This window comes from Janthinobacterium sp. ROICE36, assembly GCF_002869965.1.
Classification (GTDB): Bacteria; Pseudomonadota; Gammaproteobacteria; order Burkholderiales; family Burkholderiaceae_D; genus Janthinobacterium.
The window spans coordinates 1-23,240 of record NZ_PEBS01000067.1; the positions used below are offsets into that span (position 1 = coordinate 1).

The 23,240-nt window shown below is 61.9% G+C and carries 17 protein-coding genes, 1 tRNA gene and 1 pseudogene; 13 read left to right on the forward strand and 6 right to left on the reverse strand.

Translation table 11 applies throughout. The annotated features are described in order from the left end of the window. The first annotated feature begins 186 nt into the window (after nucleotides 1-186). The 12 genes from CSZ94_RS21850 (at nucleotide 187) to CSZ94_RS21905 (ending at nucleotide 14,650) form a co-directional block, all read left to right on the forward strand. A tRNA-Leu gene (locus CSZ94_RS21850) sits at nucleotides 187-273 on the forward strand. 175 nt (nucleotides 274-448) lie between these two features. Then, nucleotides 449-1,669, forward strand: coding sequence for a tyrosine-type recombinase/integrase (locus CSZ94_RS21855; RefSeq protein WP_102123454.1), 1,221 nt, complete (start codon nucleotides 449-451; stop codon nucleotides 1,667-1,669). A 538-nt stretch (nucleotides 1,670-2,207) separates the two neighbouring features. Further along, a complete protein-coding gene (locus tag CSZ94_RS29330; protein ID WP_180977576.1) occupies nucleotides 2,208-2,417 on the forward strand; it encodes a helix-turn-helix transcriptional regulator in 210 nt (69 codons plus the stop codon). Nucleotides 2,418-2,562: 145 nt separating this feature from the next. Next, nucleotides 2,563-3,147 carry a hypothetical protein gene (locus CSZ94_RS27730; protein ID WP_146009873.1) on the forward strand — a complete coding sequence of 195 codons (585 nt, stop codon included), beginning with the start codon at nucleotides 2,563-2,565 and terminating at the stop codon, nucleotides 3,145-3,147. Continuing rightward, nucleotides 3,144-3,473 carry a hypothetical protein gene (locus tag CSZ94_RS21870; protein ID WP_146009874.1) on the forward strand — a complete coding sequence of 110 codons (330 nt, stop codon included), beginning with the start codon at nucleotides 3,144-3,146 and terminating at the stop codon, nucleotides 3,471-3,473. Before CSZ94_RS27730 ends, CSZ94_RS21870 begins: the two co-directional genes overlap by 4 nt. Next, complete coding sequence (locus tag CSZ94_RS21875; RefSeq protein ID WP_102123458.1) at nucleotides 3,470-3,817, forward strand: hypothetical protein; 348 nt, start codon at nucleotides 3,470-3,472, stop codon at nucleotides 3,815-3,817. Before CSZ94_RS21870 ends, CSZ94_RS21875 begins: the two co-directional genes overlap by 4 nt. After that, on the forward strand, nucleotides 3,817-4,002 hold the full coding sequence (locus tag CSZ94_RS21880; RefSeq protein ID WP_102123459.1) for a hypothetical protein: 186 nt from the start codon (nucleotides 3,817-3,819) through the stop codon (nucleotides 4,000-4,002). Before CSZ94_RS21875 ends, CSZ94_RS21880 begins: the two co-directional genes overlap by 1 nt. Beyond that, nucleotides 3,999-6,158, forward strand: a complete 2,160-nt coding sequence (locus tag CSZ94_RS21885; RefSeq protein WP_102123460.1) for an AAA family ATPase — start codon at nucleotides 3,999-4,001, stop codon at nucleotides 6,156-6,158. The genes CSZ94_RS21880 and CSZ94_RS21885 overlap by 4 nt, the downstream gene beginning before the upstream one ends. After that, complete coding sequence (locus CSZ94_RS21890) at nucleotides 6,155-6,682, forward strand: hypothetical protein (RefSeq protein ID WP_102123461.1); 528 nt, start codon at nucleotides 6,155-6,157, stop codon at nucleotides 6,680-6,682. The genes CSZ94_RS21885 and CSZ94_RS21890 overlap by 4 nt, the downstream gene beginning before the upstream one ends. Then, complete coding sequence (locus CSZ94_RS21895; RefSeq protein WP_102123462.1) at nucleotides 6,679-6,891, forward strand: helix-turn-helix transcriptional regulator; 213 nt, start codon at nucleotides 6,679-6,681, stop codon at nucleotides 6,889-6,891. Before CSZ94_RS21890 ends, CSZ94_RS21895 begins: the two co-directional genes overlap by 4 nt. Nucleotides 6,892-6,983: 92 nt before the next feature. Next, nucleotides 6,984-8,420: a phage major capsid protein gene (locus CSZ94_RS21900; RefSeq protein ID WP_102123463.1), complete on the forward strand. Its 1,437-nt coding sequence runs from the start codon at nucleotides 6,984-6,986 to the stop codon at nucleotides 8,418-8,420. A 1,187-nt stretch (nucleotides 8,421-9,607) separates the two neighbouring features. Continuing rightward, complete coding sequence (locus CSZ94_RS21905; protein ID WP_102123464.1) at nucleotides 9,608-14,650, forward strand: diguanylate cyclase domain-containing protein; 5,043 nt, start codon at nucleotides 9,608-9,610, stop codon at nucleotides 14,648-14,650. Nucleotides 14,651-14,756: 106 nt separating this feature from the next. On the opposite strand, the pseudogene CSZ94_RS21910 reads toward CSZ94_RS21905, so the two are convergent. From CSZ94_RS21910 to CSZ94_RS21920, 3 genes and pseudogenes are all read right to left on the reverse strand, one after another. After that, nucleotides 14,757-15,209 (reverse strand): annotated as a pseudogene (locus CSZ94_RS21910) (solute carrier family 23 protein); the annotation flags it as partial. A gap of 355 nt (nucleotides 15,210-15,564) precedes the next feature. Next, the gene (locus CSZ94_RS21915) at nucleotides 15,565-15,993 is read right to left on the reverse strand and encodes a hypothetical protein (protein WP_102123465.1); all 429 of its coding nucleotides are present in this window, start codon (nucleotides 15,991-15,993) and stop codon (nucleotides 15,565-15,567) included. Between the two features lie 82 nt (nucleotides 15,994-16,075). After that, nucleotides 16,076-16,486 (reverse strand): FeoC-like transcriptional regulator, encoded by a 411-nt coding sequence (locus CSZ94_RS21920; protein WP_102123466.1) that lies wholly within the window; start codon nucleotides 16,484-16,486, stop codon nucleotides 16,076-16,078. A gap of 149 nt (nucleotides 16,487-16,635) precedes the next feature. On the opposite strand from CSZ94_RS21920, the gene CSZ94_RS21925 reads away from it, so the two are divergent. Beyond that, a complete protein-coding gene (locus CSZ94_RS21925) occupies nucleotides 16,636-17,349 on the forward strand; it encodes a S24 family peptidase (RefSeq protein ID WP_102123472.1) in 714 nt (237 codons plus the stop codon). 44 nt (nucleotides 17,350-17,393) lie between these two features. Here CSZ94_RS21925 and CSZ94_RS21930 read toward each other — a convergent pair whose 3' ends face one another. The 3 genes from CSZ94_RS21930 to acnD form a co-directional block, all read right to left on the reverse strand. Beyond that, nucleotides 17,394-19,280, reverse strand: coding sequence for a propionate--CoA ligase (locus tag CSZ94_RS21930; protein ID WP_102123467.1), 1,887 nt, complete (start codon nucleotides 19,278-19,280; stop codon nucleotides 17,394-17,396). A 99-nt stretch (nucleotides 19,281-19,379) separates the two neighbouring features. After that, nucleotides 19,380-20,570, reverse strand: coding sequence for a 2-methylaconitate cis-trans isomerase PrpF (prpF, locus tag CSZ94_RS21935; protein ID WP_102123468.1), 1,191 nt, complete (start codon nucleotides 20,568-20,570; stop codon nucleotides 19,380-19,382). A 61-nt stretch (nucleotides 20,571-20,631) separates the two neighbouring features. Continuing rightward, nucleotides 20,632-23,226 (reverse strand): Fe/S-dependent 2-methylisocitrate dehydratase AcnD, encoded by a 2,595-nt coding sequence (gene acnD / locus CSZ94_RS21940; RefSeq protein WP_102123473.1) that lies wholly within the window; start codon nucleotides 23,224-23,226, stop codon nucleotides 20,632-20,634. Nucleotides 23,227-23,240: the final 14 nt, after the last annotated feature.

Consider the following 23,240-nt stretch of genomic DNA (forward strand, 5'->3'; position numbering starts at 1 on the left):
ATTTACTGAAAAACGAAAAGACAACCAAGGCCGGCATCGCTACCAAACGCTTAAAAGCTGGCTGGAATGCCGACTATCTCGCCAAGGTCTTGGGCTTGCCGACCTGATGCTTCATGCAATCGCCCTGCGGCGCTCAGGCACAAGATGGCATTACGGGCATCACCTGTGCTAGAATCTCGCCGCGCTGCCCGGATGGTGAAACTGGTAGACACTGGAGACTTAAAATCTCCCGCCTGTAAGGGCGTGCCGGTTCGATTCCGGCTCCGGGCACCAAAAGATCATGTTATACCGTATCAAGAAGTATCAGAACCCGCCCTTCCCATAGGAGGCGCGGGTTTTTTGTTGTCTTGTGTCGTCTTACGACGTAGCATGACAGCGTACCGTTTTGACGGTACTTCTGACGGTACTTTTAGATACCGTCAAAAAAAGTACCGTCACGGGAGAAGACATGGCGCTGACAGACACATTCATAAAACAGGTGAAGGCAAGCAAGCCGGCCGGCGACAAGCACACGGACGGCGGCGGCCTATACCTGCTGGTAAAGCCAGCTGGCAAATACTGGCGCATGGATTACCGCTACCTGGACAAGCGCAAGACGCTGGCCCTGGGCGTGTATCCGGCGATATCACTTGCCGGCGCCCGCAAGCGCCGCGACGAGGCGCGCAAGCTGCTGGCCGAGGGCATCGACCCCAGCCAGGCCAAGCGCGACGACCACCACGCCAAGACGGCGGCCGCTGGCCATACCTTTGAGGCAATGGCGCGGCAGTGGCTGCGCAACACACAAGCCGAGCGCGCCGAGAGCACCCAGCATAAGAACACGTCCTGGCTGGAAAAAAATATCTTCCCGGAGATCGGGGCAATGCAGATCGCGGCCATCAAGCCCCGCGACGTGCTGGCCGCCCTGCGCAAGATCGAGGCGCGCGGCGCCATCGAATCCGCCCACAAGATCAAACAGCTTTGCGGCCAGGTGTTCCGCTTCGCGGTGGCCTCCGGCCTGGCCGAGCGTGATGTCACCGCCGACCTGCGTGACGCGCTGGCGGCCGTGCCGGGTACGCACTATGCCGCCATCACCGAACCCAAACAGGCCGGTGGCCTGCTGCGCTCGATCTTCGACTACAGCGGTCATCCCTACGCCGTGGCGGCGCTCAAGCTGGCGCCGCTGCTGTTCGTACGCCCCGGCGAACTGCGCGCGGCCGAATGGGCGGAAATCGATCTGGATGATGCACTGTGGCGCATCCCGGCCATCAAGATGAAGATGAACTTCGATCACCTGGTGCCGCTGTCGAGCCAGGCGGTCGCGCTGCTGCGCGGCGTGCAGGCGATGAGCGGCGCCGGCCGCTACGTTTTCCCCAGCATACGCACGCCAGATCGCTGCATGAGCGAGAACACCGTCAATGCCGCGCTGCGCTCTATGGGCTACCCGAAAGAGGCCATGACCGGCCACGGCTTCCGCGCCATGGCGAGGACCATCATGGATGAGGTGCTGGGCGAGCGCGTCGACCTGATCGAGCACCAACTCGCACACGCGGTCAAGGATGTGAACGGCCGGGCCTACAACCGCACCAGTCACTTGCCAGCGCGCCGGGAAATGATGCAGCGCTGGGCGGACTATTTGGACAAGCTGCGCGTCGGGGCCGATGTGATACCGCTGCGAAGCAAAAATACCTAGAATGAGCACTGTAAATTTGCAAGATGTTTTTTCATTGTGTTGTTTTTTAACATCTCAATAATTCCGCAAAATTTAAACTGACGAGCCCCGAATTGAAATACTTGGTTGTTCGTAGTTGTTCGTACTGATACGTACTGATACGCACTGATACAGAATTACAAAAAAGAAATACTTACTTTTTATTCCGCAAAAAAAACTGTTTATACGTACAGTAGATAGAGGCTTGCAAGATTTATGTGCAGGAGGCTGTTACCGGGATATCGTGTCATGTAGAATTGAATCCTACCAAGCGAACACATGTTAAATCATGAGCTTAGTAGAGGAGTGCCGCCAGCGGGTTCCCGCCCACTGGCTGCACAAACAATGTTGTTCAGGCAAGAGAGCTAGAACGTCGCATCATTATCCTTGCAGAGGATGCGCCAATTCTATCTAATACATCGGTGTATAGCTACCTAAATATTACAGTCGTGATACGTCCTGACGTGATATGACGCGTGCTGACATCTCGTATTTCTCTTGCCTTCTCGATAAGGCAAGTATGTCCCAAAGAGTTCTCCGCATCAGTGGCCTGGCCACGACACCCTCCAAATCTGGCAAGTTACCAGTAAGCCCAGCGACTGTATGGCGTTGGGTACGCGAAGGCAAATTTCCAGCGCCGCACAAGATTTCCGCCGGCGTCACCGTCTGGAACGAGTCAGACGTGGATGCATGGCTGACTGCCCGCACCGCATCTGCTATTTCCTCGTAAGAGGGCGCACATGATATTGAGAAAAGCAGCCGTGCACATGCCGGCTACTGGAAGCGTGCGCCCTGTTCCAGTTAATCGCCCTTGTCACCCTTTGGAATCTCGACCAAGTGCAAGCCCTCGATGCCAAGCAGGCCAAGGGCGGGGCATGATGCTGCGCGGCCACTCCCACAAAAATTCTGTTGACGAACCGCCAGCACCCGCCTATCCTAAGTCTGTTCCCGAAAAAGAGGGAACCTGGATTGGCGTCCTGCAACTACAAGGCGCGAAGCCTTCAAACATTGATGGCTTTTTTTTCGCGCAACGCATTGGCTTTTCTCCTATGGAGGGCCGTGTGAGGGGGCAGCAATGCCCACTGGTTACTTGTGGCCAGCACGCCAACCTTGCACGGTCTTCCACCCCGATTGGCGTCGGGATGGTTGATTTTCACATCAATCACAAGGAGGCAATCATGCCTGGCATGACCACACCCCATCATTCCCCAGCACCATCAATCACCGGCACCCTGTCCGTCGATCTGCTTTTCCAAACCGCGTTCTACAACGGCCGCACGCCGCGCAGCACCGAATACCAAACCGGCACCCGTGCAGCGTTGGCCTTCCGCATCGAGCGCAAGGATATTGATCCGCCATACCAGGCCGGCACGGCCGCCGCCGACGCCTACTTTGCCGGCATCGCCGAGGGGCATGCACTCTGGCGTACTGCCGTGGCCAAGATCGGCGGTGCAGCATGAACATCCCACACAACGCAGCACCATTGCAGCATGGCGTGACACCGCTCCGCGCATTCTCCTGGGCGTCCCCGCGCCTCGTCAATGATGCACGCGCGGCCTCCCTTTCGCGCGCCAAGACGATTTTGTATGGTGTCGGTACCTGCCTGCGCATCCTGCAGGAACATGCCATGCAAGAGGCGTCCGGCGATACGACCTTTCTGAATCCAAGCGAGGCAGAAAGCTTGCTGTTGCTGGTCGCCGCATCTGTCGGCGAACTTGAAAAGACCGTTGAAGCTGAACTCGGCACGCTGGAAAAACAAGCGGCAAAGATCGGCGGTGCAGCATGAGCGCACTGAATGCCTCAACCACAAGCGAAATGCCGCGCGACGCCGCGCATCAACCCTATTGCATATTGCACGCCAGCTTGCAACGTGACCAGGCGGCACAATTCGCAGTCACCGTCATGGACGTGGCGCAGGGACTGCAACTGTGTATTGAGCTGGCTAATAACAGCGTACTCACCAGGTCGATGAACGGAGATGCCGGCAGCGACGATGCAATGCCGATACTGAATATGGACGGCATTGAACGGCTGTTGCGCTTTGCGACTTCCACCGCTCGTCTACTGGCAGACCATGCCGAGAGCCGCATTCAATGGATGAATGAATTCCGGACCAAGGGGGACAAATAATGTCTACCAACGTCGATACCCGCACCTGGGCTGTGTCCTTCGCAGGCACACTAATTCCGTTCTCTACCAAGTCCGAAGCCAAGCGCTTTATCCGAGACCAAAATAAAGACGTAGCAGATCGCCGCGGCGGAACCTTCAAGGCCGTCATCGTCCGCATTCCAGCGTCGAAGGAGGCTACCCATTGAACGCTCCGCTTTCAAATATTGAGGCGCAATTTGCCATTGCCATGGCCGCCTACGACCTGGCCCCGCCCGATATCGTCGCCGATGGCCAGCGCCACCGCTTCGATGCGCCCGACGACAAGAAGGGCAAGAAGTCGGCGTGGTACATCCTGCATAGCGATGGCGTGCCGGCCGGCGCCTTCGGCAACTGGAAGACCGACCTATCAGAGAAATGGTGCGGCAAGTCCGACCAGGTGCTGTCGCAGGCCGAGCGCATGGAGTACCGCGCGCGCATCGACAAGGCAAAGCAGGAAGCCGAATTTGTGCGCTTGCAGCTGGAAGCCGAGGCCGCCGCCGTGTGCGCCAAGATGCTGACCAGCGCGCGCGACGCCACCGACGACAATCCATATTGCGTTCGCAAGGGGATCAAGCCGTATGGCCTGAAAGAGTTCAAGGACAAGCGTACCCTGATTGTGCCGATCCGCGACGCCGCCGGTACCGTGACCAGCGCGCAATTCATCTATGAGGATGGCACTAAGCGCCTCAAGTCGCATGGCAAGGTCAAGGGCTGCTATTACAGCTTCGGTGGCAAGCCTGTAGATACGCTGCTGATCTGCGAAGGCTTCGCTACTGGCGCCAGCTTGTACGCCGTGACGGGCTACCCGGTGGCCGTGGCCTTCAACGCTGGCAACCTGGAGCCGGTGGCCAGGGTTCTGCGCGACAAGCTGCCAGGCATCCGGATTATCGTATGTGCTGATGACGATCGATTCAAGGATGGCGGCAATACGGGTTTGATCTGCGCGACCGCAGCGGCCGCTGCCGTGGGCGGCTGGCTGGCCGTGCCTGCCTTCCAGTCCGACGAAGGCCAGCCAACCGACTTCAACGACCTGCACACCCGCGAGGGAGGACAGGTCGTGATGACAGTAATCAGCGCGGCCACACCACAAGGAAAGGCTGGCACTGCGCCCGCATTGTTGGTTTCGCCCGCTGGTCCAGCCATGAGCCTGACCACTGACCGCTCGATGATTCCAGAGGCCGACACGCGCACGGTCAAAATCCGCTGCGCCTCCGATATCAAGCCCCAACCGATTACGTGGCTGTGGCCTGGCTGGGTACCGGCCGGCAAGCTGACCATCCTGGCAGGCGCGGCTGGCACAGGCAAGACCACCCTGGCGCTGGGCCTTGCTGCAGTGCTGACAGCCGGCGGCACCTGGCCGGACGGTAGCGCGTGCAGGCGCAAGGGTAACGTGTTGATCTGGTCGAGCGAGGACGTGGCCGACGATACGCTTGTGCCGCGCCTCATTGCATCCGGTGCCGACCTGAGCCGCTGCCACTTCATTGAGGGCATCACCGAGAACGGCGAGAGCGTGCCATTCGATCCGGCGCAGGACATTCCCGAGCTGCACCGCGCGGTGGCCGCCATCGGGGGCGTGAGCCTGCTGCTGATCGACCCTATCGTGTCAGCCGTGGCCGGCGACATGCACCGGGCCAACGACGTGCGCCGCAGCCTGCAAGCCGTGGTGGACTTCGCCGAGGCCCACCAGTGCGCCGTAATCGGCATCACCCACTTCGCCAAGGGCGGCGCTGGCAAGGCGCCACAGGACCGGGTTATTGGCTCCCAGGCGTTCGGCGCGCTGGCGCGCATGGTGCTGGTGACGGCGAAGGAGGAAGACGGCGCCCGCCGCGTGCTGGCGCGCGCCAAGTCGAACATCGCCCCGGATGACGGTGGAGTGTCTTACAGCCTGGGCATGAAGACGATCGAAGGCGGCATCGAGGCCACCCATGCAGTTTGGGAAGGCGTCATTGAGGGCACGGCGCGGGAAATCTTGGGCGAGGTCGAGCACGATGAAAATGCCGAGGATGCTAGCTCCGGAGGATTGGAGCGCATGTTAATCGACCTTCTCACCGACCATGGCGGAAAAATGCCAGCCAAAATTGTCAAGGCGGAGGTCAGCGATGCAGGCTATTCCTGGACAGCGGCTAACAATGCGAAATCGAAAATTGGTATTGAATCCGCCAAGGAGCCAGGGAGTAAGACAGGTGGCTGGAACTGGTACTTGCCAGGGACAAGAATCCAAAAACCACTACAACAATCAGAAGAATCCGCACATATTTCTACGGATTCTTCTGATTCTTCTGGATTCTTGTCTACCGTTTCCACCATCGAGGTGACGATATGACCCCCACAAGCTTGCTCGCAGCGTGTCACAAATCCGGCGTACTGGTGGAATTGGTATTGGGTTCGCTCAAGTTGAAGGGGCAGCCAGAATCGGTACGGATCGCCGCCGACCTGGTGCGCCCGTTCAAGGCCGAGCTGGTGCAATACCTTGGCTACCTGGCGGGTAACGATCCGGCACCGCTAACCGAAAAGCTTGCCCCAGCGGGCGAGAATCAACAAGAGCGGCAGACGCCGGCAGGCACCACCAGCAGGATACTGCCAGCGCCTTTTATTGATCGAGGATTGAACCAGGACGACGCGATCGCACTGGCGTACCGGCTGATGCTGCGCGACCAGCAGCACGACGAGCGGCGCGTTTGCCTGGAGTGCATGCATCTGTCAGGCACCGCCAGCTCCAGGCGCTGCGGACAGTGGCGCTTGACACGGGCAAAGGGGCCGGCCATCCCTGCCGACCTGGTGGACGTACTGCAGCGCTGCCGAGGCTTTACGCCGCGCCCGAACCAAAACCATGAAAGAGAACCATGACAACCACCGCAATCAGCCAATACATGCGGCGCAAGCTGGTGGCGCACGAGCTGGGCATCAGCCGGCACACGCTGGCCAGGATGATCGAGCGCGATGCTACCTTCCCCCGCTTCTTTGAAATCACGCCCGGCATCACGGTTATTGCGCGCGCCGACTTCGATCACTGGTTGCGCGGCAAGCGCCTTGCCAGCCTCACAGCGACGCGCTGATACCTGACGCACCACGTTGCCACCAGTTGCGCAATTGCGGCGCGTGGTGCCGCTGGACGATCCTTGTGCCCTTACTCATTGAAAGGAAACACATGGATCGCCTCGCAGAACTTCAAGCGGAAAACACCGCAATCCTGGCACGCGCCAAGGTCATGCTGGCTGAATGCCCTGGCACCAGCTGGGGCACGACGCACCAGGCCGAGTGGAACGCCAACATGCACCGCATGACGCAGATCGACAGCGAAATCGCCAGCCTGACCAATCCCGAAAAACCTGCAGCACCCGTGCTGAAAAACGGCGGCCCGGTCCCGCGCGGCATCGTGTCCGTACAGGCTGAAGCCGACCCTTCCGATATCGTCGACCTGGTGCAAGGCGTCAATGCTGCCTTCGGTGATTACAAGACCAAGCAAGATACCCGTGTGGCCGCACTCGAGCAGGCCCTCGACGGCTTGACAGACCAGGCAGCAGCGGCGCAGATGAATGGTGCCAGCCCGGCCGCCCTGCGTGAGATGGTGGCGCCAGTCATCGGCCCCAAGGCCATGCACAATTACGGCGAGTTCAAGGCACACTTCGCAGCGAAGGACGACAGCGCCGACCAGGTGAGCGTGACCGAGTTCCTGCGCGGCGTGGCCGGCATGAAAACCACCGAGGCAGTGCATGCCGCCCTGTCTGTCGGTACAAATACGGCCGGTGGCTACAGCGTGCCGGCCAAGACCATGCCGCTGATCCTGGGCGCGCTGTCGTCCGTATCAAGCCTGATGCTGGCCGGCGCCGGCATCGTGCCGATGGACGAAGGCGCGAAGACTGTAACCACTGCCGTGGTGGATAAGGTTCCTACTGCATCCTGGCGCCTGGAGCGCGGCGCTGTGACGGAGAGTGATCCGGTCTTCCGTGGCGTGGTAGCCGCACCGCAAAGCCTGGCCTTCTATTTCAAGGTCAGCCGCGAACTGCTGGCAGATGGCCAGGGTATCGAGGCAGCCCTGCAGATCGCCATTGGCCAGGCATTCGCCCAGGCGCTGGACTATGCAGGCCTGCGCGGCTCCGGTACTGCACCCGAGCCGCGTGGCATCAAGTGGACGCCAGGCGTCACCCAGCTGACCTACACGCCCAACGGTGAGACGCCACCGAACTACAGCTGTTTCCTGAACGCCATCGGGGCTATGCTCGATGCCAATGCGCCGTTGCCAACCGCATCGATCATGGCGCCACGTACGCTCATCCAGTTGAGTGGACTGACCGACACCACCAACCAGCCATTGCGTAAGCCTGAAATGCTGGCCACTCTGCCCATGATCGCCACGCCGCAGATCCCGACCAACCTGGTAGTGGGCGCACGAACGAACAACACCGAGATCTACCTGGGCGACTTCACCAAGATGTACTTCCTGATGCGTGAGAGCCTGAGCATCCAGCTGCTGCGCGAAGCCTTCGCTACCACTGGCGAGATCGGTTTCTTGTGTCATGTGCGTGCTGACGTCGTTATCACCCATCCCGCTGCCTTTGTCGTCGTCAACGATGTGCATCCGTAAGTACTGAGCAGTACCGGCTACACCGAGGCCCAGCCCATGCGCTGGGCTTTTTTGCGCCCGAAAGAGCAAAAGCGATGGCGAGAAAGTGGCGAGCACCACCCCGGAGAGCCGCATTTTTCCTCATAGTCATGATTATTGAGAGTCATCGGTTAGGCGCTGTCAGCGCGCCCACAATCCAGCGCGTTACAGTAACGTTACTGTGCGCAGCCTGGGCATTGAAGGGGCTTGTAAGGGCAGAACGCCACAGCGCACCGCTCGAACACCCCGCTTCGGGGTTCTCGGGCAGCGCCCACAGGCCCGCCAAGACGCCGATCACCACCGATAGGCCAACGGCACCAGTTGGTACAGCTTGACAGCGTGGCGGCCTGGTCCTGCGCCGCAATGCACGGTTGCCCGGCCGCTTGACTGGCCGCGTGGGCAGGCAGGAGGCCGAACCAAGGGGGAAACCCGAAATGATGCATGAGAGCAATACCAACCGGGAGGGGGGGGAGGAAAAGTCTGGCAAGGTCGCCCGACCTAGACCGCGTCCTCTCCCACGCGCAGAAAAAATCCCCTTTTTTAACTTTTGTTAATCAGCAAATGACGACCGCCGGCATGCTGTTTTCATAGGAGAAACGCCCGTTCTGACGGTCGGTCATTTGTTGATTACGGTGTTAAAGCTGTTAAAGCCAGTCAACGCCTTTAACGCCGGCTGGAAGCACCTGGAGCGACCGCAAAAAGGGGACACTTTTTCTTTTGACGGTACTTTTGACGGTATCCAAACAACGCACTGAGAAGAAATCCAGCATATATGCGGCTCTCAAGGCGGAATGTGATTCCGGCTCCGGCCCCAGCGCACACGCCACTCCCAGAGATAGTACTCCCTACTCTCCTGACGCTCTCCAGTTCCGCAAAACTGTCTTTATTCCGCAAAAAATCTCCAGCTGCTATATTTCAGGTTTAACAAGTTGCCCCGGCGATGGCGCACACACTGTCCCGTCATGGTCCTTATTGCCACGCTATCGCCCCGTCATCGCGCTCGTTTCCCGCAGCCGGACTCACCTGCAGGTCGACATTTTTGCAACAACACCCATCGCGCCTCTCGCTTTACCGCGACTTCCTACTGATATAATATTTACAATCAAGTAATACAACGAAATGTGCGCCTCAAGGCTCCCGCAACCTTCCGTGTACCGCTAGTCCAGCCCATGAGCTCCCTTTTCGACCACGAGATCATCAAACAGCTGCACAGCGGTGGCCGCTCGCGGGTGTATCGCGCCAGGGCTGCTGATGGCACCGCACTGATCGTCAAGAAGCCCAATCAGCAGTTCCCTTCCTTTCAGCAACTGGCACAATTCAAGCGCGAGTATGCGATCGCCCGCCGCTGCCGCCATCCTGGCGTGGTGCATCCGCTGGCACTGCAGTTGCACGGCGGGTGCTGGACGATGATCCAGGAAGATAACGGTGGCCAGGCGCTCGACCAGATTCTGCGCGCGCAGGTGGCGGCGCGCAGCTCGCCGGCACAACCCGCGTTGGCGCTGGACGATTTTTTCGACATCGCGCTGCAGCTGTGTGCTGCGCTGGAGGAAGTCCATCATCATGGCGTGATCCACAAGGACATCAATCCCTCCAATCTGGTGTGGAATGCCGACCGGCGGCTGCTGCAGCTGATCGATTTCGGCATTGCCTGTGAACTGCCCTACGAAAGCCACGGCATCGTCAATCTCCAGTCACTGGAAGGTACGCTCCGTTACATGGCGCCGGAACAGACCGGGCGCATGAATCGGCGGGTCGACTGGCGCGCCGATTTCTATGCCCTCGGCGCCACCCTGTACGAACTGCTGGTCGGCCAGGCGCCATTCGAGACGGGCGACGAGATGGAACTCGTGCATTGCCACATTGCCCGCAGTCCCGACTGGTCACATCCAGCGCTCGCAGGCTTGCCTGGCCAACTGCTGGCTATCATCCAGCGCCTGCTGGAAAAAAATGCCGATCAACGCTACCAGAGCTTGCAAGGCCTGCGCAGCGACATCGCAGCCTGCCGCGCAGACAAGCCGGCGCAGGCGCTCAAGCTGTCCGACCATAACGGCCGCTTCCTTGTGCCTCAAACGCTGCATGGGCGCGAGGATGCCATCGCCATACTGCTGGCGGCGTTTGAACGCAGTACGGCCGGCACCCGCGAAATGCTGCTGGTGGCGGGCCACTCGGGCATCGGCAAGTCGGCGCTCGTCAACGAAGTGCAGAAACCGATCATCGCCCGGCGCGGCTGTTTCCTGTCCGGGAAATTTGACCAACTGCAGCGCGACGTGCCCTATGCCTCGCTGATCCAGGCCTTCCAGGGGCTGGTGCACCAGCTGCTGGGCCAGCCCGAAGAAACGCTGCGGCAGTGGTCTGGAAAACTGCACGACGCCCTGGGCAGCGGCATCGGCGTGTTGGTTGAACTGATTCCCCAACTGGCGTTGATCGTCGGCCCCACCGACGCGATGCCCGCGTCGGCGCCGGCACAGGCCCAGCTCCGCCTGGACCGGCTTTTCCCCCGCTTCGTCGAGGTCTTCGCCTGCGCCGGGCATCCGCTGGTGCTGTTCCTGGACGACCTGCAATGGGCCGATGCGGGCACGTTGCGGATGATCGAACTGCTCATGCTCTCCTGCGACAAGTGCTGCCTGCTATTCATCGGCGCGTACCGCGACAACGAAGTGGGCGCCACGCATCCGCTCGTCGCGCTGCGCGACAAGCTGTGCGCGCGCGAGGTGCGCCTGTCCACGCTGTCACTGGCCCCCCTGAGCGAGCCGCAGGTTGCGCAAATGGTCTCGGCCACCGTGCGCGTGGCAGCACCTGACTGCGCGCCCCTGACCCGCATTTGCTACCGCAAGACGGCCGGCAATCCATTTTTCCTCAGCCAGTTCCTGGCCTCGCTCAATGAGACGGGCCATTTGCGCTACCGGGCCGTCGACGATTGCTGGGACTGGGACCTGCCCGCGATAGAACAAGCCAGGTACGCGGACAACGTGGTCGAGGTCCTGCTGGAGAAAATCCGCCGCCTGCCCACGGCAACGCAGCACCTGCTGCAACTGGCCGCCTCCAGCGGCAACCGCTTCACGCTCGACACGCTCGCGCTGGCAGTGGACTGTGCGCCCCGGCACACGCAGCAAACCTTGTGGCCGGCGCTCCATGCAGGACTGATCCAGCCGCTCGACGAACGCTATAAATACGTCAATGGCGAAACCCGCGCTGGCCGAAGCGGCGTAAATTACCGATTCCTGCACGACCGCGTGCAGCAGGCCGCCTACCTGGTCGCCGATGCCGGTGCCCGCGCGGTCAACCATCTTCGCATCGGCCGCCTGCTCCTGCGGCATGCGACGCCGGAGCGTCAGGACGGGACACTGTTTGACATCGTCGAACAGCTCAACGCCGGCCGTGCGCTGCTCGACGATGCGGGCGAGCGCGTGCAATTGGTGGCGCTCAATCTGCAGGCCGGGATCAAGGCACGACGCTCTGCCGCATTCCAGGCCATGCTGGAGCACATGCGAATTGGTCTCGACCTGCTACCGGCAGAGGCGTGGAGCGTCCACGCCGACCTCTGGCTCGACCTGCAGCTCGGCGCGGCCGAAGCAGCTTACCTGTGCGGCCAGTTCGATGCCGCCGAGGCGATCTATCCACTGCTGCGCGCCCGCGCCTTGAACCCGCTGCTGCACGTAAGCTGCATTGCCATCCAGGCCCACCAGTATCAATTGCAGGGCCGCCTGCTCGAGGCCATCGCCGTGCAGCGCGACGGCCTGGCGCAGTTGAACATCGCCATTCCGCACGATGTCGCGCACATGAAGGCGCGCTTTGACGATATCCTCGCCGACATCGGGCGGCAGCCTGGCGCGCAGGCGCCCGACACGTGGCTGGCGGCCGGCGACATGTGCGAGCCAGACGCGGTGGCCGCGATGCAGATGATGCAGGGCCTGTGGATGGCCAGCTATTACGCCGGCCAGCAGGATCTCAGCGCGCTGATGGTGGTATCGATGACGCGGCTATCCATGCAACGGGGGAACAGCGATTTCAGCGCCGTCGCCTATGTCGGCTACGCGATGATGCTGGCACTGTACGGCCGCGACGTCGCGCGCGGCTACGACTTCGGCGCGATGGCGATGGCGCTGGCCAGGCAGCGTGCCAATCTGCAGACGCGCACGCTCACGGGCCTGATGTTCGGTGCGCTCATCAGCCACTGGACGCAGCCCCTGCGCAGCTCCGATGCCCTGTACGAAGAAGCCTTTGGCTGGGCACTGGAAATCGCCGATTTCGTGCAGGTCGGCGTAGTGGCGGCCGTGCGCGCCACCGACCGGGTCATCCTCGGCGACTACCTGCCGCACCTGATGCACGACATCGAGCACGACCTGGCGCTGATGCGCGCCAACGGCCAACAGGCGATGGCCGATTGCTGCGTCGCCGCGGCAATCCAGCCAATCAAATGCCTGATGGGCCTCCTGCCCCGTCACGACAGCTACGATGATGCGACATTCAGCGAGGCGCGTTTCCTCGAACACTATGGCGACTCGCAGCTGTACCGCGCCTACTATTTGCAAGGGAAAATCCGCAACGCCTACCTGTTCGACAGCGCCGACGCCGAGCTGCTGGCCGGCCAGCAGGGCATCGTCACCCAGATCATGCGCGGCCAGGCCAAGGTTGCCGATTCGAGCTTCTACGCCGCACTGATATGGATCCGCGCCTTGCGGCGCACTCCCGCGCGCCCCGATGCGGGCGAAGCGTTGACCATGATCGGCACGCTGCAGGCGAGTCTCACCGAGTGGGCCAGGCAAGGCTCGGACAATAGCGCTGTCAAACATCTGCTGCTGATGGCCGAAATGGCACGCTACCGCGACGACCTGCAGCTGGCCACGCGCCTTTACCAGCAGGCGATCGACGCCGCCGGCATGGCAGGCTACGTCAACATGCAAGCGCTGGGCAATGAATTGTGCGGTGAATACTGGTGCGAGCAGGCACAGCCGCGCGTGGCCGCCGTGTTTATCAGGGACGCCATCGCGCATTACGGCCAGTGGGGCGCAGAAGGCAAGGTGACGCAGCTGCGGACGCGCCACGCTGCGCTGCTGTCAAGGATGGAGGGCCGCGCCACGCTGTCGCATGTGGGCCCCCACACGCACGGCAGTTGCGCGCTCGACCTGGTGTCGCTGCTGAAAGCGGCACAGATCCTGTCGAACGAAGTGGGCTTGCGCAATGTCCTGACGCGCCTGATTTCCACCGTGTGCGAAAACGCTGGCGGGCAGGTAGCGCGCCTGCTGCTACTGTCCGAGGGCAGTTACCAGCTGGAGGCCAATATCGATGGCGATGTCGTCACCGTCCTGCAAGCGCGCCGGCTCGACCTGAACGTCGCCAGCGACCCGCAATTCCCGCTGTCGCTACTGCGCTACGTGATCCGCACTGGCGCCGAGGTGATCGAAGACTGCATCACGGACGTTTCGCGCTTTGCCGCCGACCCCTATGTGCAGTTGCAGCGGCCGCGTGCCGTCATGTGCCTGCCGATCCGGCACGGCGGCCAGATCGACGGTATCCTGTACTTCGAGAACCGGCTTGCAGAAGCCTCTTTCACACAGGAGCGCGTCGCGTTCCTGCGCATGCTCGGTGTCCAGGCGATGATCTCGATCTCCAGCGACAGGCTGCATGACAGCCTGGAGCGACGCGTTGCCGAACGCACGGAACAGCTGGAAGACGCCAATCGCAAACTGGCAACCTTGTCCATCACCGACGGCCTGACGGGCCTGGCGAACCGACGCCATTTCGATGACGTGCTGCGCACCGAATGTGCACGTGCCACGCGCGTCGGCCGGCCGCTGGCCGTCATCATGCTCGATGTCGACTACTTCAAGCGCTTCAACGACCAGCATGGCCACCAGGCAGGTGACGCATGCCTGGTCCGGGTCGCGCAGGCGCTGGCGGCCGGCATGCGGCGCGCGGGCGACCTGACGGCACGCTACGGCGGCGAAGAGTTTTCGATCGTGCTGCCGAACACTGGCGCGGACGAGGCGCACCAGATCGGCGAAGCGCTGCGGCGCGCCATCGAAAATATGCGCATCGTCCATGCAAGCACGGAGGCGCAGCAGGTGACGATCAGCATCGGCATCGCGGTCCAGTCGGCGCCGGGCACCGCCGATCCGGACGCGCTGTTGCGCCTGGCCGATGCCGCGCTATACCAGGCCAAGGACGCGGGGCGCAATTGCGTGGTGCTGAAGACTCTGCCGCCTGACTGAGCAGCATGCGGCACGCGCCATTTTTCACGGCGCGGGGCGGCGCCTCACTCGCTGCCATGACTATTATCGCGCGCCTGCTCCTGTGCCTCTTCCAGGCCGGCACGGCTTCGGCCGTCTGCGCGATCTTCGGGATCACGCCCATGACCAGCAGGATGAGGCCGGCCGCCACACAGACCCAGCGGCTGCGCACGCCCGTCACGCCCACCAGGCCCACGTTTTGCGAGAACGAGGTGTACGGGAAGGTATGGAAGATGCCACCGATCAGCGTGCCCAGGCCATTGACGCGCAAACCGCGGCTGATATCGGCCTTGCCCAGCGCAAACGACAGGGCCGTGCCGGCGATGATGCCGATCAACACGGCGATATTCGCCAGGAAACCCCGGCCATACTTTGCCACCAGCAAGATGACAGCCAGCACGAAGAAAGCGATGCCCATGTTATCCAGCGCGCCATAGCCGGGATTGGCAATCAGGGGCACGGGACCGGCCGGCGCAGGCAAGCCGGCCGCCGTGGCGGCAGCGGCCATCTTGAGGAAGGCGGGATCGGCAATGTGCGCCATGGCAGGCGGCACGGCGATGGCGCTGCAGGCGTCGTGCCGGGCACGCTGCGGTGGATGGATTTCAGACGGGGAGTGGCCATTTACGCGCCATTTCCTGGGTTACCAAGGCCCGGATGAGCGCAGGTGAAAGGGAAAAGCAAGAGAGAAACGGGACGTCAGGAACACACTGGCTGCGGATGATGCATGCGAAGCTCCTTGGATGCGACACCAAGGTATGCCATGCACGCTTCGTGCAAGGTGGAATTGTATACAGTTTGTGGCAACAAACGGGCATGACTGTGCATGGTGCCCCACCCCTTCGCACCGATTTCAGGCGGCCGCTTTGACCATGCACTACAAGAGGGCGCCAGCGCCGTCAACGTCGCGTCCGCACTTCCCTGACGGCAGCAGCCGCATCCGCCGCCAGTTCGCCGATATCCTTGTCGCGGCGCCGGTCGAACCAGCGCACGCTGGCACTCACCAGCCACCACGCCGGCAAACCGACGAGCGCCATCAGCGGTGCGGCAATGAACAGGAAGCCCGTGGCCGGATCACAGCCATACAGCGCCGCTACGGTTTGCGCGCTGTCAAACAAACCGGGCCACCACGCCAGCACCGCCGACACCAGGACGGGACCGGCAAACGTGGCAATGATGATGCTGGAGCAAATACGGATGAGCGCCTCCTTGCAGTTGCGTGGCCACATGACCATGAAGCTGAGCAAGGTGGCAAAGAAGGCTGCCAGCAAGGGGACGCCCAGCAGCTTGATCCAGGCAGCCCCTGCGGCGGAGATATCGATATGCATGATGTACTTTCAGTTGCAGCAAAAAAGAGCTGCGCTTGGCAGCTTGCTTGCTGTCATTCATTTGAGAAGGCGGCTTGCTGCCCTACCCTTGCGCCGGTCCGAACAGGGCCGCCACCAGCGGATCGCGGCGCGCCGCACCGCGTGGCCAGCTGGCCGTGCGGCGCACTTGCGGCGGCAGTTCGGCCCAGCCGTCGACTTCCTCGTCCTGTTCGCCCAGCGCGTACAGGGCGGGCCGCTGGCGCCCCGGTTCCGTGCAATGGCGCTGCGCCAGGTGGATCTGTCCCATGCCGCACATGTGGCGCAGATAGCGGCTCATGGTGCCCGCATCGAGTCCCAGCAAGGCGGACAATTGCGCCGCGCTGGCCTGGCCCTGCTCGCGTACGTACTGCGCGATGCGGGCCATATGCAGCTGCGACTTCTTGCTGCGTCCCTGTAACTGGCGCCCCTGCCGTGGCACCGCCCTGCTTTCAACCAACTGACTGCTGTTCGACATCTGCCTGATCTCCCATGGTGCTGCCCGCCGGCAGACGCTGTAGTGCGTTTGCGACAGGCAACGAGTGGACTTTATCAATCGCTAATGTTAAAGTCAAGCATTTGGTAATTTATCAAACGGTAAATTTCAGGTTTAATGTGGAGATGAATATGTATCAATACAGACGCGACCGCCTGCTGGCCCTGATCCGCGAGCACTACGACAACACGCGCAAGAAAATTTCCGATGTCAGCGGCTGGAGCGAGGCGCGCATCTCGCAAATCCTCTCGCCCACCTACCGCGAGGGACGCGCCTTCAGTGAAAAAATCGCGCGCAAGCTGGAAGCGGACCTGCAGCTCGACAGTATGTACTTCGACCAGGGTGCGGCGCCCGACCAGGCGGCGCTGGCGGCACGTGCGTTGGGTGACGTGCGGCCGGTGATCGTCGTCGATGGCGAAGATGAGCGCTTCTACCCGATCCGCAAGGTCAAGTTGCGCCTGTCGGCAGGTATCACGGGCTTTGCCATCGAACCGGAAACGCACGACGGCAGCACCATCAGCGTGCCGCGCAGCTGGGTCGAGCGCAATGGCTACCACCCTGAAAAACTGGTGGGTATCAAGGTCAAGGGCGAGAGCATGGAGCCGGCCCTGTACGAGGACGACGTGGTGATCATCAATACGGCCGACAAGCGGCCGGCCGACGGCATTGTGTTTGCCATCAATTACGAAGGCGAACCGGTGGTCAAGCGCATGGCGCGCGATATCGGCGAATGGTGGCTGACCTCGGACAACCCGGACCAGCGCAAATACCACCGCAAGCTGTGCCGCGGCAATGAATGCCTGATCGTGGGCAGGGTCGTGCGCAAGGAAAGCGACCGTATTTGAGAGCGAAGTTTATCGAATGATAAACTTCGCTTGCATCATGGCGCTTACACCAATGCAGCCTGAATCTGCTGCAGCGATGCCGGATCGTCCATTGACGTCAGGTCGCCCGGGCTGCGGCCTTCGCAAATGGCCTGGATCGAGCGGCGCAGCAGCTTGCCCGAACGCGTCTTCGGCAACTGCGCCACGAACAGCACGCGCGCGGGCCGCGCCACGGCGCCCAGCTGGCGGTCGACCACGGCCATCACTTCGCGTTCCAGCACCGCTTTCGCTTCGGCACTATCGAAGCCCTGCGGGTTTTTCAGGATTACGAAGGCCATCGCCACCTGGCCTTTGAGCTTGTCTTCCACGCCCACCACCGCCACTTCCGACACGTTTGGATGGCTGGAAATGCTTTCCTCGATTTCGCGCGTGCCCAGGCGGTGGCCGGCCACGTTGATCACGTCATCGGTGCGGCCCAGGATGAAGTAATAGCCGTCCGCGTCGCGCACGCCCCAGTCGAAGGTGGAATACACTTGTCGGCCGCTGAAGGTGGACCAGTAGGTGTCGACGAATCGCTCGTCATCGCCATACACGGTCTGCATGCAGCCCGGTGGCAGCGGGCCTTCCAGCACCAGCACGCCCTTCTCGTTGGCGCCGCATTCTTCGCCGGTCGCCTCATTGAGCAGCTTGACCTGGTAGCCGTACATGGCCAGGCCCGGGCTGCCCAGGCGCGTCGGCGTATCGGCCAAGCCTTTTGCCACCGACAAGATCGGCCAGCCCGTCTCCGTCTGCCAGTAGTTGTCGATGATGTCCACTTTGAGTTCATCGGCGATCCACTGCGACGTGGTTTCATCGAGCGGCTCGCCCGCCAGATACAGCGCCTTCAGGGAAGACAGGTCGTGCTTGCGCATCAGTTCCACCGGGTGCTTGCGCAGCACGCGGATGGCCGTGGGCGCCGAAAACATGCGCGTGACCTTGTATTTTTCAACGATGCTCCACCAGATGCCCGCATCGGGATAGATCGGCAAGCCCTCGTACAGAACGGTGGCCATGCCGGCGATCAGCGGGCCATACACGATATAGGAATGGCCCACCACCCAGCCGATGTCCGAGGTGGCAAAGAAGGTTTCGCCGGGCTTGCCGCAGAAGTTGTACTGCATCGACGACGCCAGCGCCACCGCATAGCCGCCCACGTCGCGCTGCACGCCCTTCGGCTTACCCGTCGTGCCCGAGGTGTACAGCACATACGACGGCTCGTTCGATTCGAGCCAGGTGACGGGCACCTGCGCATCCAGGTGCTGCTCGCGCAGAGTCGCGTAATCGACGTCGCGGCCCGGCGTCAGTTCCATCGGCACCAGATGGCGGTCGACCAGCAGCACCTGCTGCGGCTTGTGCGCGGCGATGCGGATGGCTTCGTCGAGCAGCGGCTTGTAGGCAATCGCCTTGCCATTGCGCGAACCGGCATCGGCGGAAAACACCAGCTTGGGCTGCGCATCGTCGATGCGGCTGGCCAGGCTGTTGGCGGCAAAACCGCCGAACACCACGGAATGCACGGCGCCGATGCGGGCGCAAGCGAGCATGGCGAAGGCCGCCTCGGCGATCATCGGCATGTAGATCAGGACGCGGTCGCCCTTGACCACGCCCAGCGACTGCAGGATGGCGGCGCAGCGCTCCACTTCGCGCTGCAGCTCGCGAAAACTGTAGGTGCGCTCGGTATTGGTTTCGGTGGAAATGGCGATCAGCGCGGCCACATCGCCCTGGCTGTCCACCCAGCGGTCAACGGCGTTGTGGCACAAATTGGTGGTGCCGCCGACGAACCATTTGGCGAACGGCGGACGGGAATAATCAAGCACTTGCGAAAACGGCGTATGCCAATCGATCTTTTCCGCTTCCTCGCGCCAAAAAACGTCTGGCGTGTCGATCGAGCGTTGATAAAATGCTGCGAAATTCATGTCTCCTCCGGTATGCGTGCAATCTGTGTCGCGCCTGGGCGCAGCTTTATGCGTGCCGCCCGTGTGTCATCTGCCTACCATCTGCCTGCGTATTTCTTCCTAAAACGCGTCGCCGGGAATGCGCACAAGCCCTTCCATCAGCACGCGTGCGCTGCGGCTCATGATGGCCTTGGTGACGCTCCATTGGCCATCGAGCAGCGCCGCTTCCGCGCCTACCATCAGGGTGCCGGACGGATGGCCGAAGCGCACGTTATTACGTGGCCCGCCGCCCGCCGCCAGGTTCACCAGGGTACCGGGAATGGCTGCCGCCGTGCCGATGGCGACAGCCGCCGTGCCCATCATGGCGTGGTGCAGCTTGCCCATGGACATGGCGCGCACCAGCAGGTCGATCTCGCCCGCTTGCACCTGTTTTCCGCTGGACGAAACATAGCTGGCCGGCTTGGCGACAAAGGCCACTTTCGGCGTGTGCTGGCGTTTCGCCGCTTCATCCAGATGGGAAATCAAACCCATGCGCAAGGCGCCGTGCGCGCGGATAGTTTCGAAGCGGGCCAGCGTGGCCGGGTCGCCATTGATGGCATCCTGCAGTTCCGTGCCCGTGTAGCCGATGGCATGCGCATCGACAAAAATTGTCGGGATGCCGGCGTTGATCATCGTGACTTTCAATACACCGATGCCGGGTACGTCGAGGTCATCGACCAGGTTTCCGGTAGGGAACATGGCCCCACCGCCACCCTCTTCCTCGGCTGCCGGATCGAGGAATTCGAGTTTCACTTCGGCGGCAGGGAAGGTCACGCCATCGAGCTCGAAGTCGCCCGTTTCCTGCACTTCGCCCTGCGTCACGGGGACGTGGGCGATGATGGTCTTGCCGATATTGGCTTGCCAGATGCGCACCGTGGCCACGCCATCGCGCGGCAAGCGCGCAGCGTCCACCAGGCCGCTGGCAATGGCGAACGAGCCGACGGCAGCGGACAGGTTGCCGCAATTGCCGCTCCAGTCGACAAAGGGCTTGTCGATGGAAACCTGGCCGAACAGGTAGTCGACGTCATGCTCCGGCTTGGCACTTTTTGCCAGGATCACCGTCTTGCTGGTGCTGGAGGTGGCGCCGCCCATGCCGTCGATCTGCTTGCCGTAGGGGTCGGGGCTGCCGATCACGCGCAGCAGCAGCGCGTCGCGCGCCGCGCCCGGCACTTGCGCGCTGGCGGGCAAATCCTGCAGGCGGAAGAACACACCCTTGCTGGTGCCGCCACGCATATAGGTGGCGGGGATTTTAATTTGGGGTACGTGGGTCATGAGATTTCCTGAAAAGCCGGGCAGCGCGCGCCTGCGCGCCACCCGGTGAATGACGAGTTGCTTACGCTGCCTTGGACGACTCGAGGAAATCTTGCGCGAAGCGTTGAAGAACGCCGCCCGCCTCGTAGATCGACACTTCTTCCGCCGTATCGAGGCGGCAGGTGACGGGCACTTCGAGCGTTTCGCCGTTCTTGCGATGGATCAGCAAGGTCAAAGTGGAGCGCGGCGTGCGCTCGCCCACGACGTCGTAGGTTTCGCTGCCATCGAGGCCCAGAGTCTTGCGGTTCACGCCTGCTAAAAACTCCAGCGGCAGCACGCCCATGCCCACCAGGTTGGTGCGATGGATGCGCTCGAAACCTTCGGCCACGATGGCTTCCACGCCGGCCAGGCGCACGCCCTTGGCAGCCCAGTCGCGCGAGGAACCCTGGCCATAGTCTGCGCCGGCGATGATGATCAATGGCTGCTTGCGCTCCATGTACACCTCGATGGCTTCCCACATGCGCGAAATCGTACCTTCCGGCTCGATGCGCGTGAGCGAACCCGCCTTCACCTTGCCGTCCTCGATGACCATCTCGTTCTTCAGGGTCGGGTTGGCAAACGTGGCGCGCTGCGCCGTCAAATGGTCGCCCCGGTGCGTGGCATAGGAATTGAAGTCTTCCTCGGGCAAGCCCATTTTCGCCAGGTATTCGCCAGCTGCGCTATCGAGCATGATGGCGTTCGATGGCGACAGGTGGTCCGTGGTGATGTTATCGCCCAGGACGGCCAGCGGACGCATGCCTTTCAAGGGGCGTGCGCCGGCCAGCGCGCCTTCCCAGTACGGTGGACGGCGGATGTACGTGGTATTCGGACGCCAGTCGTACAGGGGGCTGACCTTGATGCCGTCATCCACCTGCGCGGCAAACATGGGGATGTACACCTTGCGGAACTGCTCCGGCTTGACGCTGGAGGCAACGATGGCGTCGATTTCCTCGTCGGACGGCCAGATATCCTTGAGTAGAATCGGCTTGCCGTCCGGGGCGATGCCCAGCACATCCTTTTCGATATCGAAGCGGATGGTGCCGGCAATCGCGTAGGCCACCACCAGCGGCGGCGAAGCGAGGAAAGCCTGTTTCGCGTAGGGGTGGATGCGGCCGTCGAAGTTGCGGTTGCCCGACAAGACAGCCGTCGCGTACAGGTCGCGCGACACCACTTCATCCTGGATGACGGGATCGAGCGCGCCCGACATGCCGTTGCACGAGGTGCAGGCAAACGCCACGACGCCAAAGCCCAGTTGCTCCAGCTCGGTCATCAGGCCCGCTTCCTGCAGATACAGTTCCACGGTTTTCGAGCCGGGCGCCAGCGAGGATTTCACCCACGGCTTGCGGGTCAAGCCAAGGCGGTTCGCATTGCGCGCGATCAAACCGGCGGCGATCATGTTGCGCGGGTTGTTCGTATTCGTGCAGCTGGTGATGGCCGCGATGATGACTGCGCCGTCCGGCATCTTGCCCGGCTCGTTTTCCACCACGCCGGAAATCCCCCGCGCGGCCAGTTCCGACGTCGGCACGCGGTTGTGCGGATTCGACGGCCCGGCGATATTACGCACGACGGACGACAGGTCGAAGCTCAGCACGCGCTCGTATTGCGCGTCGACCAGGCTGTCGGCCCACAAGCCCGTTTCCTTCGCATACAGCTCCACCAGCTTCACCAGCTCGTCGTCGCGGCCCGTCAGTTTCAAATACTTGATGGTTTGCGCGTCGATGTAGAACATGGCGGCCGTGGCGCCGAATTCCGGCGCCATGTTGGAAATCGTGGCACGGTCGCCCAAGGTCAGGTGCGATGCGCCTTCGCCGTAGAATTCCAGGTAAGACGAGACGACCTTCTGCTTGCGCAAAAACTCCGTCAGCGCCAGCACGGTATCGGTGGCCGTGATGCCCGGCTGCGGCTTGCCCGTCAGCTTGACGCCGATGATGTCGGGCAAACGCATCCACGAAGCGCGGCCCAGCATCACGCTTTCCGCTTCCAGGCCGCCCACGCCGATGGCGATCACGCCCAGCGCGTCGACCATCGGCGTGTGCGAATCCGTACCCACAAGGGTATCGGGATAGGCTACGCCATTTTGTACCTGGATCACGGGCGACATGCGCTCCAGATTGATCTGGTGCAGGATGCCGTTCCCCGGCGGGATCACATCGACGTTTTTAAAGGCTTTCTTGGTCCAGTCGATGAAGTCGAAACGGTCTTCGTTACGGCGGTCTTCGATGGCGCGGTTCTTGGCGAAGGCATCGGGGTCGAAGCCGCCGCATTCAACGGCCAGAGAATGGTCGACTACCAGCTGCGTCGGCACCACCGGGTTGACCAAGGCCGGGTCGCCGCCCTGGGCCGCAATGGCGTCGCGCAAGCCTGCCAGGTCGACCAGGGCCGTCTGGCCCAGGATGTCATGGCAGACGACGCGGGCCGGGAACCATGGAAAATCGAGGTCGCGGCGGCGTTCGATGAACTGGCTCAGGGAAGCGTTCAAGGTGGCAGGGTCGCAGCGGCGCACGAGGTTTTCGGCCAGCACGCGCGAGGTGTAGGGCAAGGTGGCGTAGGCGCCTGGCTCGATTGCATCGACGGCGGCACGCGTGTCGAAATAGTCTAGCTGGGTGCCTGGCAAGGGCTTGCGGTACAGCGTATTCACGGGGGTACTCATTG

Coding starts and splice junctions, on each gene's coding strand:
- CSZ94_RS21855 (WP_102123454.1), top strand. CDS start 449: ATGGCGCTGACAGACACATTCATAAAACAGGTGAAGGCAAGCAAGCCG.
- CSZ94_RS29330 (WP_180977576.1), top strand. CDS start 2,208: ATGTCCCAAAGAGTTCTCCGCATCAGTGGCCTGGCCACGACACCCTCC.
- CSZ94_RS27730 (WP_146009873.1), top strand. CDS start 2,563: ATGATGCTGCGCGGCCACTCCCACAAAAATTCTGTTGACGAACCGCCA.
- CSZ94_RS21870 (WP_146009874.1), top strand. CDS start 3,144: ATGAACATCCCACACAACGCAGCACCATTGCAGCATGGCGTGACACCG.
- CSZ94_RS21875 (WP_102123458.1), top strand. CDS start 3,470: ATGAGCGCACTGAATGCCTCAACCACAAGCGAAATGCCGCGCGACGCC.
- CSZ94_RS21880 (WP_102123459.1), top strand. CDS start 3,817: ATGTCTACCAACGTCGATACCCGCACCTGGGCTGTGTCCTTCGCAGGC.
- CSZ94_RS21890 (WP_102123461.1), top strand. CDS start 6,155: ATGACCCCCACAAGCTTGCTCGCAGCGTGTCACAAATCCGGCGTACTG.
- CSZ94_RS21895 (WP_102123462.1), top strand. CDS start 6,679: ATGACAACCACCGCAATCAGCCAATACATGCGGCGCAAGCTGGTGGCG.
- CSZ94_RS21900 (WP_102123463.1), top strand. CDS start 6,984: ATGGATCGCCTCGCAGAACTTCAAGCGGAAAACACCGCAATCCTGGCA.
- CSZ94_RS21905 (WP_102123464.1), top strand. CDS start 9,608: ATGAGCTCCCTTTTCGACCACGAGATCATCAAACAGCTGCACAGCGGT.
- CSZ94_RS21915 (WP_102123465.1), bottom strand. CDS start 15,993: ATGCATATCGATATCTCCGCCGCAGGGGCTGCCTGGATCAAGCTGCTG.
- CSZ94_RS21920 (WP_102123466.1), bottom strand. CDS start 16,486: ATGTCGAACAGCAGTCAGTTGGTTGAAAGCAGGGCGGTGCCACGGCAG.
- CSZ94_RS21925 (WP_102123472.1), top strand. CDS start 16,636: ATGTATCAATACAGACGCGACCGCCTGCTGGCCCTGATCCGCGAGCAC.
- CSZ94_RS21930 (WP_102123467.1), bottom strand. CDS start 19,280: ATGAATTTCGCAGCATTTTATCAACGCTCGATCGACACGCCAGACGTT.
- prpF (WP_102123468.1), bottom strand. CDS start 20,570: ATGACCCACGTACCCCAAATTAAAATCCCCGCCACCTATATGCGTGGC.